At 63.9% G+C, this 9,827-nt stretch carries 9 protein-coding genes; 3 read left to right on the top strand and 6 right to left on the bottom strand.

What is annotated here, in order from left to right; genetic code table 11:
• The first annotated feature begins 27 nt into the window (after positions 1-27).
• Positions 28-1,644 (top strand): MDR family MFS transporter, encoded by a 1,617-nt coding sequence (locus JQ635_RS37375; protein WP_211414765.1) that lies wholly within the window; start codon positions 28-30, stop codon positions 1,642-1,644.
• Positions 1,645-1,671: 27 nt separating this feature from the next.
• A complete protein-coding gene (locus JQ635_RS37380; protein ID WP_211414766.1) occupies positions 1,672-2,133 on the top strand; it encodes a carboxymuconolactone decarboxylase family protein in 462 nt (153 codons plus the stop codon).
• A 139-nt stretch (positions 2,134-2,272) separates the two neighbouring features.
• Here the strand turns inward: JQ635_RS37380 and JQ635_RS37385 are convergent, their stop codons facing one another.
• The 6 genes from JQ635_RS37385 to JQ635_RS37410 all read right to left on the bottom strand — a co-directional run bounded on the left by JQ635_RS37385 (position 2,273) and on the right by JQ635_RS37410 (position 8,056).
• Complete coding sequence (locus JQ635_RS37385) at positions 2,273-3,133, bottom strand: D-amino-acid transaminase (protein ID WP_211414767.1); 861 nt, start codon at positions 3,131-3,133, stop codon at positions 2,273-2,275.
• 191 nt (positions 3,134-3,324) lie between these two features.
• The gene (locus JQ635_RS37390) at positions 3,325-4,056 is read right to left on the bottom strand and encodes an amino acid ABC transporter ATP-binding protein (RefSeq protein WP_018648485.1); all 732 of its coding nucleotides are present in this window, start codon (positions 4,054-4,056) and stop codon (positions 3,325-3,327) included.
• Positions 4,057-4,068: 12 nt separating this feature from the next.
• Positions 4,069-4,761, bottom strand: a complete 693-nt coding sequence (locus JQ635_RS37395; RefSeq protein WP_211414768.1) for an amino acid ABC transporter permease — start codon at positions 4,759-4,761, stop codon at positions 4,069-4,071.
• A gap of 4 nt (positions 4,762-4,765) precedes the next feature.
• Positions 4,766-5,497: an amino acid ABC transporter permease gene (locus tag JQ635_RS37400; RefSeq protein WP_211414769.1), complete on the bottom strand. Its 732-nt coding sequence runs from the start codon at positions 5,495-5,497 to the stop codon at positions 4,766-4,768.
• A gap of 161 nt (positions 5,498-5,658) precedes the next feature.
• A complete protein-coding gene (locus tag JQ635_RS37405; protein WP_211414770.1) occupies positions 5,659-6,570 on the bottom strand; it encodes an amino acid ABC transporter substrate-binding protein in 912 nt (303 codons plus the stop codon).
• Between the two features lie 100 nt (positions 6,571-6,670).
• Positions 6,671-8,056: a M20 family metallopeptidase gene (locus tag JQ635_RS37410; protein WP_211414771.1), complete on the bottom strand. Its 1,386-nt coding sequence runs from the start codon at positions 8,054-8,056 to the stop codon at positions 6,671-6,673.
• A gap of 254 nt (positions 8,057-8,310) precedes the next feature.
• Here JQ635_RS37410 and JQ635_RS37415 point away from each other — a divergent pair, with 254 nt between their 5' ends.
• Entirely contained in the window at positions 8,311-9,690 is a 1,380-nt protein-coding gene (locus JQ635_RS37415; protein ID WP_211414772.1) for an LLM class flavin-dependent oxidoreductase, read from the top strand.
• The last annotated feature ends 137 nt before the right edge of the window (positions 9,691-9,827 follow it).

Consider the following 9,827-nt stretch of genomic DNA (forward strand, 5'->3'; position numbering starts at 1 on the left):
TGTCTCCGTACCCGAGACGAGGCTTCCATGAGCACGCTCCAACCGACCGTCAACGCTGCGTCCGCCGCCAGCATCCCTGCCCCTGTTGCGCCAGCGACGCCGGCGGTTTCTGCAAAAACCTGGATCGCGGTGATCGGCGCCACGCTCGGCGCCTTCATGGCGGTGCTGAACATCCAGATCGTCAACGCCTCGCTCGCCGACATCCAGGGCGCGATCGGCGCCGGCATCGACGACGGCGGCTGGATCTCCACGTCCTACCTGATCGCGGAAATCGTGGTGATCCCGCTGTCCGGCTGGCTCGCGCAGGTGTTCTCGATCCGCATCTATCTCCTCACCAATGCGATCCTGTTCCTGGCTCTCTCCGCGGCGTGCGCGCTCGCGCAGGACCTGCCGCAGATGATCGTGCTGCGTGCGGTGCAGGGCTTTACCGGCGGCGTGCTGATCCCGATGGCCTTCACGCTGATCATCACGCTGCTACCGCGCGGCAAGCAGCCGGTCGGACTTGCGCTGTTCGCGCTGTCGGCGACGTTTGCACCGGCGATCGGCCCGACCATCGGCGGCTATCTCACCGAGAATTTCGGCTGGCAGTACATCTTCTACGTCAACCTCGTGCCCGGCGCGATCATGGTCGGCATGCTCTGGTACGCGCTCGAAGCAAAGCCCATGAAGCTCGCGCTGCTCCGCGAGGGCGACTGGGCCGGCATCATCACCATGGCGATCGGGCTGTCGGCACTGCAGACCGTACTGGAGGAAGGCAACAAGGACGACTGGTTCGGCTCGCCCTTCATCGTCAGGCTGTCGATCATCGCCGCAGTGGCGCTGACCGCCTTCCTGGTCATCGAGCTCACGGTGAAGAAGCCGTTGCTGAACCTGCGCCTGCTCGCCCGCCGCAATTTCGGCTTCGGCATGCTCGCCAATTTCCTGCTCGGCGTCGCGCTGTACGGCTCGGTATTCATCCTGCCGCAATATCTGGCACGCATCCAGGGCTACAATGCCGAACAGATCGGCATGGTGCTGGCCTGGACCGGCCTGCCGCAGCTCGTGCTGATCCCGCTGGTGCCGCGCCTGATGCAGCGGTTCGACGCTCGGATCATCATCGGCATCGGCTTCGTGCTGTTCTCGGCCTCGAACTTCATGAACATTTACATGACCAACGACTACGCCGCCGACCAGCTGTTGTGGCCCAACGTCGTCCGCGCGATCGGCCAGGCGCTCGTCATGGCGCCGCTGTCGGCGGTGGCGACGTCAGGCATCGAAGCGGAGAATGCGGGCTCGGCTTCCGGCCTGTTCAACATGATGCGCAATCTCGGCGGCGCGGTCGGCATCGCGCTGCTCCAGACCGTGCTGACCAAGCGCGAGCAGTATCACTCCAACGTGCTGATGCAGTCGGTCTCGGTGTTCGAGCAGGCGACGCGCACGCGGCTGGAACAACTCACGCAATATTTCGTCAATCACGGCATCCTCGACCGTGCGGACGCGTCGCATCGCGCCTATGTTGCGATCGGCCATATCGTGCAGAAGCAGGCCTATATCTTCGCCTTCAGCGATACCTTCTATCTGCTCGGCATGGCGCTGATCGTCGCTCTGATCGCCGTATTCTTTCTGAAGAAGCCCGGCCAAGTCTCGGCCGGCGGAGCCCACTGATCCCAACCGGAGAAAAGGAGAACGACCATGAAGCCCCGCATGAACTACTACCAGGCCGCGCCCGATACGATCAAAGCACTGATGGCGCTCGAAGAGCAGATCCAGTCGACGGGCCTGGAAAAATCGCTGATCGAGCTGGTCAAGATCCGCGCGTCGCAGATCAACGGCTGCGCCTTCTGCATCAACATGCACACCGAGGACGCACGCAAGCGCGGCGAGACCGAGCAGCGCATCTACCTGCTCAATGCCTGGCGCGAATCCCCGCTCTATTCCGACCGCGAGCGCGCCGCGCTGGCCTGGACGGAAGCCGTGACGCTGATCTCGGAGACCCATGCGCCCGACGACGTCTACGAACAGGTTCGCGCGCAATTCTCCGACGCGGACACGGTGAACCTGACCATGCTGATCGGCGCCATCAACGCCTGGAACAGGATCGCGATCGCGTTCCGCGCGGTGCATCCGGCGAAGGTGAAGGCGTCGGTGGCGTGAGGACGGCGCGTCCTCTCAAGCGGTCTCGTAGGGTGGGCAAAGCGCAAGCGTGCCCACCGTTCTTTCAGCGAATCCGAGAGAAGACGTGGGCACGGCGCAAGTGCGCCTTTGCCCACCCTACGAGAGCTGCGGGTGTGACTTAAACCGCCGTCGCCTTGGCGAACTCCACGTAGATCTCGCGCAGGCGCGTCGCCATCGGGCCGGGCTTGCCATCACCAATCTTCTTGCCGTCGAGCACGACCACCGGCTGCACGAACGAGGATGCGCTGGTGATGAACGCTTCCTTGGCGGTGAGCGCTTCGGCGACCGTGAAGGAGCGTTCCTCGACGCGGAGCTGGCGCTCTTCGGCAAGCGCGATCACCGCCTTGCGGGTGCAGCCCGGCAGGATGGCGTTGGAATTCTGGCGGGTGACGATGACGTCGTCCTTGGTCAGGATGAACGCCGTGGACGAGCCGCCTTCGGTCACATAACCATCCTGCAGCATCCAGGCCTCGCCCGCGCCGGCTTCGGCCGCGGCCTGCTTGGCCAGCACTTGCGCGAGCAGCGCCACGCTCTTGATGTCGCGGCGCTCCCAGCGGATGTCGGCCACCGTGATCACGTTGATGCCGGTCTTTGCCACCGGGGCGTTGATGATGTCCTTCTCGGAGGTGAACATCACCAGGCTCGACTTCACGTCGGCCTTGGGGAACGGGAAGTCGCGGCCCTTGTCGGCGCCGCGCGTGACCTGGAGGTAGACGAGGCCGCTCACGACCTTGTTACGCGCGATCAGCTCTTTCTGAATCTCGGTGATGCGCTCGATCGTCTCGGGCAGCTTCAGCTTGATCTCGCCGACCGACCGCTCCAGCCGCGCCAGATGCGAGGCATTGTCGACCAGCTTGCCGTCCAGCACCGCCGAGACCTCGTAGATGCCGTCGGCGAACAGGAAGCCGCGATCGAGCACCGAGATTTTGGCTTCCGAGAGCGGGACGAATGAGCCGTTGACATAGGCGATCGGGTCCAAGGCAGGTCTCCTGGGAGGGGATGGGGGATTTGGCTATCGGTATAGGAGATTTGGCGAGCCCGATAAACCCTCGATCCGTCATTCCGGGGCATTCGCAAAGCGAATGAGCCCGGAATCCATCTCACCTCGCGTACTGCCGCTTGATGGATTCCGGGCCCGCGCCTCCGGCGCGTCCCGGAATGACAGAGGAGCTAGTGCGACAGAATCTTCGACAAGAACTTCTGCGCGCGGTCGCTGCGGGGTTTGCCGAAGAAGTCGTCCTTCGGGGCGTCCTCGACGATCTCGCCGCGGTCCATGAAGATCACGCGGTTGGCGACCTTGCGGGCGAAGCCCATCTCGTGGGTGACGACCATCATGGTCATGCCTTCGCGGGCCAGGTCGACCATGACGTCGAGCACCTCGCTGACCATCTCGGGGTCGAGCGCCGAGGTCGGCTCGTCGAACAGCATGACGATCGGATCCATCGCCAGCGCGCGTGCAATCGCAACGCGCTGCTGCTGGCCGCCCGAGAGCTGCGCCGGAAACTTCTGCGCCTGCTCCTTCAGGCCGACACGCTCCAAGAGTTGCATGCCCTTGGTGACCGACTTGTCATGCCCACGGCCCAGCACCTTCTCCTGCGCGAGGCAGAGATTGTCGATGATCTTGAGGTGCGGGAACAGCTCGAAATGCTGGAACACCATGCCGACGCGCGAGCGAAGCTTCGGCAGATTGGTCTTGGGATCGTTGACCTTGGTACCGTCGACCGAGATGTCGCCGCTCTGGAACGGCTCCAGCGCGTTGACGCATTTGATCAGCGTCGACTTGCCCGAGCCCGAGGGGCCGCAAACCACGACGACCTCGCCCTTGGTGACGCTGGTAGTACAGTCGGTCAGCACCTGGAAGGTCGGGCTGTACCATTTGTTGACGTGGCTGATTTCGATCATGACCGATGCGCTCTATCGAATGATGGCGATGCGCGACTGCAGGCGGCGAACGCCGAAGGACGCGATACAGGAAATGGTGAAGTAGACGACGGCGGCGAACAGATACATTTCAACGAGGCGCCCGTCGCGCTGCGCGACCTTGCTGGCCGCGCCCAGGAAGTCCGGGATCGACAGCACGTAGACCAGCGAGGTGTCCTGGAACAGCACGATGGTCTGGGTCAGCAGCACGGGGAGCATGTTGCGGAACGCCTGCGGCAGCACGACGTAGCGCATGGTCTGGGCGTAGCTCAGACCGAGCGCGCTCGCCGCCGCCGGCTGGCCGCGCGAGATCGACTGGATGCCGGCGCGCATGATCTCGGAGAAATACGCCGCCTCGAACATGATGAAGGTGATGAGCGAGGACGCGAACGCGCCGACGCTGATCGGGCGCGAGGCGCCGGTCACCCATTGCCCGATATAGGGCACCAGGAAGTAGAACCAGAAGATGACCAGCACCAGCGGCAGCGAGCGCATGAAGTCGACATAGAGGCCGGCGATGCGCCCGAGGGTCTTGTAGCCGGACAGCCGCATTAGCGCGATCGCCGTGCCGAAGACCAGGCCGCCGAGCGCGGCGAGCGCGGTCAGCGTCAGCGTGAAGGTCATGCCCTCGTAGAATAGGTAGGGGAGCGACCTGCGGATGACGTCGAAATCGAAACTCCCGAGCATGGCGCTATTTCCCCGTGATGTAGCCGGGGATCGCGACGTAGCGCTCGAGATAGCGCATCGCGGTCACGACAATGGCGTTGACGAGGAGATAGAGCAGCGTCGCGGCCGTGAAGGCCTCGAACACCTGGAACGAGAACTCCTGCATCGAGCGCGCCTGTCCGGTCAGCTCGATCAGGCCGATGGTGATGGCGACCGCCGTGTTCTTGATGGTGTTGAGGAACTCGGAGGTCAGCGGCGGGAGGATGATGCGGAACGCCATCGGCAGCAGCACGTAGCGGTAGCCCTGCACGGTGGTGAGCCCGAGCGCGGTCGCGGCCATCTTCTGCCCGCGCGGCAGCGAACCGATGCCCGCCTGCAACTGCACGGCAACGCGCGCCGACATGAAGAAGCCGACGCCGATCGCCGCCGTCCAGAACGGCGCGTTCGGCAATTGCTTCAGCCACAGGCCGGCCGCCCTCGGCAGCAATTCCGGCAGCACGAAGAACCACAGGAAGAGCTGCACCAGCAGCGGCATGTTGCGGAAGAATTCAACCCAGCAGAAGCCGAACCAGTAGGCTCCCCGCGACGGCAGCGTGCGCATGACGCCGACGATCGAGCCGAAGATCAGCGCGATGACCCAGGCGAGCAGCGCCGTCTTGATGGTCAGCACCAGTCCCGACAGCAGCATGTCGAGATAGGTGCCGGTCCCCATCGGGTTCGGCTCGAAGAAAATTCCCCAGTTCCAGTGATAGTTCACGTGTCCCCCGCGCGAACGCGCCCGTCATGATTGTCCGAGCGCCTATGCAAATGTCCGGCCACTCTCCCTCCAGAATGGCTGGAATTTCTTCCCTCTCCCCGCTTGCAGGGAGAGGGCTAGGGTGGGCCTCTCCCCGCACGCGGGGAGAGGCGAACAGCATCTTACTTATAATCGTCCGGGTTCGGCGAGTCGGTCGGCTTGGCGAACTCGTTCTTCAGCTCGGCCGAGATCGGCGTGTTCAGGTTCAGACCCTTCGGCGGGATCTTGGTCGTGAACCACTTGGCGTAGATCTTCTCACCCTCGCCGGAGGTATAGATCGCAGCGGTTGCCGCATCGACCACCTTCTTGAACGGCGCGTCGTCCTTACGCAGCATGATGCCGTAGGGCTCGGGCTTGGAGAACGCGTCCTTGGAGATCGCATAGTCATCCGGCGACTTCGAGCCGGCGACGAGGCTGGCGAGCAGGATGTCGTCCATGACGAAGGCGACCGCGCGGTCGGTCTCGACCATCAGGAAGGCTTCAGCATGGTCCTTGGCCGGAATGATGTTGGCGCCGAGGCCCTTGGCTACGTTGGCTTCAGTGAGCTGCTTGATGTTGGTGGTGCCGGCGGTCGAGACCACCGTCTTGCCCTTGAGGTCGTCGATCGACTTCAGGCCGCTCGACTTCTTGAACACGTAGCGGCTGGCGGTCAGGAAGTGGGTGTTGGTGAAGGCGACCTGCTTCTGGCGCTCGGCATTGTTGGTGGTCGAACCGCATTCGAGGTCGATGGTGCCATTGGCCATCAGCGGGATGCGCGTCGCCGAGGTCACCGGGTTGAGCTTGACCTCGAGCTTGTCGAGCTTGAGCTCCTTCTTCACGGCATCGACGATCTTGTAGCAGATGTCCATCGCGAACCCGACCGGCTTCTGGTTGTCGTCCAGATAGGAGAAGGGGATCGAGGAGTCGCGGAAGCCCAGCGTGATGGCGCCGGTGTCCTTGATGTTCTTCAGCGTGCCGGTCAGCTCCTGGGCCCCGGCCTGGCTGACGGCAAAGGTCGCGGCGAGCGCGAGGCCGATGTGACGGAAATGTTTCACTTTTTTCTTCCCCTTTCAGGATGATGCGGCCGGATGCAAGCACAAATCGGCCTGGAATAGAATGTGACTTTCGGCTGGATGGCCGGCTCAGGTTAACGGCTCAGGCGAGTGGCTTTGGCAATTGGCCGAGATCCCAGAACAGCCCGGCCATCACCGTCAAGGCCTCTTCGGTCAAAGGCAGCAGGATGTGCTCATTGGGCGCATGCTGGGAGCAGCCGGGATAGGAGTGCGGGACCCAAATCGTCGGCAGGCCCAGGATTTCGGAGAACACGTCGTTAGGCAGCGAGCCGCCGAAATTCGGCAGCACCGCCGGCGCCTTGCCGGTGGTCGCCAGCACCGAATCCGCGGCCCATTTGATCCAGGGACTGTCGAAATCGGTGCGCGATGCAGCAAAGCTCTGGGCCGCCCGCACCTCGACCATCGGAAAGCCGCGTCCGACCAGATGCGCGCGGACGGCGTCGATCAGGCCGTCGATTTTGGTGCCGACCACGAAACGCAGTTGCAGCACGGCCTTGGCATGGCCGGGAATGGCGTTGGCCGGCTTCTCGATATTGCCCGACGACATCGCCAGCACTTCCAGCGTGTTCCAGGCATAGAGCCGTTCGGCCGCCGACAGCCCCTCCTCGCCCCAGTTCTCCGCGAGCGCCGGCTCGTCCGCGGTCGGCACCACCTCGACGTCCGCAAGATAGCTGCGGATCTGGTTGGTGAGACGCGGCGGCTTCAGGGCCTCGAGCTGGAGGCGGCCGTGACCGTCGACCAGCGTCGAGATCGCGTTGACCAGGATGGTCGCGGGGTTGGCCAGCACGCCGCCCCAATTGCCGGAATGGTGGCCGCCATCGCGCAGATTCACGTCGAGATGAATGCGGATGCCGCCGCGGCAGCCGAGAAACAATGTCGGACGGTCGGCGGACAGGCGCGGGCCGTCGGAGGCCATGAACAGGTCGGCCTTGAGCGCGTCGCGATTGAGATCGCAGACCTTGCCGAGATCGGGCGAGCCGATCTCCTCGCCCATCTCGACGATGAACTTGGCATTGAAACCGAGCTTGCCGCCGCGGGCATCGCGCACCGCGCGCAGCGCCGCCATGTTGATGCTGTGCTGGCCCTTGTTGTCGGCGGTGCCGCGGCCATAGAGGCGCGTCCCCGAAACCGTCGTGCGCCAGGGATCGCGGCCCTCGCGCCACTCGCCTTCCATGCCGTCGACGACGTCGCCATGGCCGTAGACCAGCACGGTCGGCAGCGAGCCGCTCTCGTGATGCTCGGCGAACAGGAACGGCGCCTTGCCGCTCGGGGATTCGACGATGCGGCTCGTGAAGTCGAGCGCGGCGAAAGCCGGCTGCATCTCCTGTTCCAGATAGGCGCGCAGCTCGGTGCCGCGCGACGGATTCTGGCTCTCGGTCTTGTAGGCGACGCGGCGGTCGAGTTCAGCGAGGAACGCGCCGGATTTGAAATCGTCGCGGGCGCGGGCGATGGCGTCGGCTCTGGTCATTGCTTCCGTTTTCAAGGTTTCGACGCGGGCGAACGTAGCGGGCTACATAGGCCGTCGAAAGTGGCGGGGACTTGGACGGTTGTTTTAGATCGTCTTGGGATTTCGTTCTTGCTCTCTTGAGATTGGCTTGCCAAGCGCGGCAGCACCGCTGATTTTGACCTTGCCAATACCCCAACATATGCAAGAACTTCGCCAGATTGGGGCGCACATCTATCATTCGAAGAGCGCTCAGTACAGGGCGCCGAGGGACCAGCATGGCCAAAGAGATCAGGCTTAACGCCTTTGCGATGAATTGCGTCGCACACCAGTCACCGGGCCTGTGGACCCATCCGCGCGACCGCACCGCCGAATATAACCGGCTGCCCTACTGGATCGATCTGGCCAGGACCCTGGAACGCGGCCGTTTCGACGGGTTGTTCCTGGCCGACGTGCTCGGCGTCTACGACGTCTATGGCAACAGCCCTGACGCAGCCTTGCGCAATGCAGCACAGACGCCATCGAACGAGCCGCTGCTGCTGCTGTCGGCCATGGCCGCTGTCACGAAAGATCTTGGCTTCGGCGTCACCAGCAACCTGTCGTTCGAGCCGCCCTACCCGTTCGCACGACGGATGTCGACGCTGGATCATCTCACCGAGGGGCGGATCGGCTGGAACGTCGTGACCGGCTATCTCGACAGCGCCGCGCGCGGCGCCGGCAAGGAGAAGCAGACCGGGCATGACGACCGCTACGACATCGCCGACGAATATATGGAGGTGGTCTACAAGCTCTGGGAAGGCAGCTGGGAAGATGATGCCGTGCTGCGCGACCGCAAGCGCGGCATCTTCACCGATCCCGCTAAAGTTCATCGCGTCAATCATGAGGGCGCGAATTACCGCATCAACAACACCATTCACCTCAGCGAGCCGTCGCCGCAGCGCACGCCCGTGCTGTACCAGGCCGGCACCTCGCCGCGCGGCCGGCAATTCGCGGCCAAGCACGCGGAATGCGTGTTCATGTCGGGACCATCGGCCAAGGTGATCGCGCCGCGCGTCTCCGCGATCCGCCAGGAGGCTGCCGCGCTCGGCCGCAACCCGGCCGAGATCCTGATGTTCTCGATGATGACGATCATCCTCGGACGGACGGAAGCCGAGGCGAAGGAAAAATACGCCGACTATCGCCGCCACATCAGCCCCGAAGGCGCGCTGGCGCTGATGTCGGGCTGGACCGGCGTCGACTTCTCCGGCTACGACCTCGACCAGCAGGTGCGCCACGTCCAGAACGATGCGGGCCGCAGCGCGATGGACAACGTCACCCGCGCCGATCCCGATCGCATCTGGACCGTGCGCGACGTCATCGAACATGTCGGCATCGGCGGTGCCGGCCCGGTCGTCGTCGGCACGCCCGAGATGGTCGCGGACAAGATCGAGGACTGGTTCGAGAAGACCGACGTCGACGGCCTCAACGTCGCCTTCGCGATCTCGCCCGGCGATTTCGAGGACATCGCCGACATGCTGGTGCCGGAACTAACGCGGCGCGGGCGGTACAAGCCGGAGTACGCGAAGGGCACGCTGCGGGAGAAGCTGTTCGGCGGCAGACGTGCGCGGTTGGGTGCCCCGCATCCCGCGGCGGGATATCGGGTGGGGAAGAAGGGGTAGCACCGCGCTTAATTCAGGCGATTAGCTGCACTGCATCCACAAACACCGCTGCGTTCCCTCCCCCCCTTGCGGGGTAGGGGAATCGCATTTGGCAGTAGAGGGGTGTTGCCAGACGGTTGGAACTGGATTCTTTGGGT

Source organism: Bradyrhizobium iriomotense, from assembly GCF_018130765.1.
Classification (GTDB): Bacteria; Pseudomonadota; Alphaproteobacteria; order Rhizobiales; family Xanthobacteraceae; genus Bradyrhizobium; species Bradyrhizobium iriomotense_A.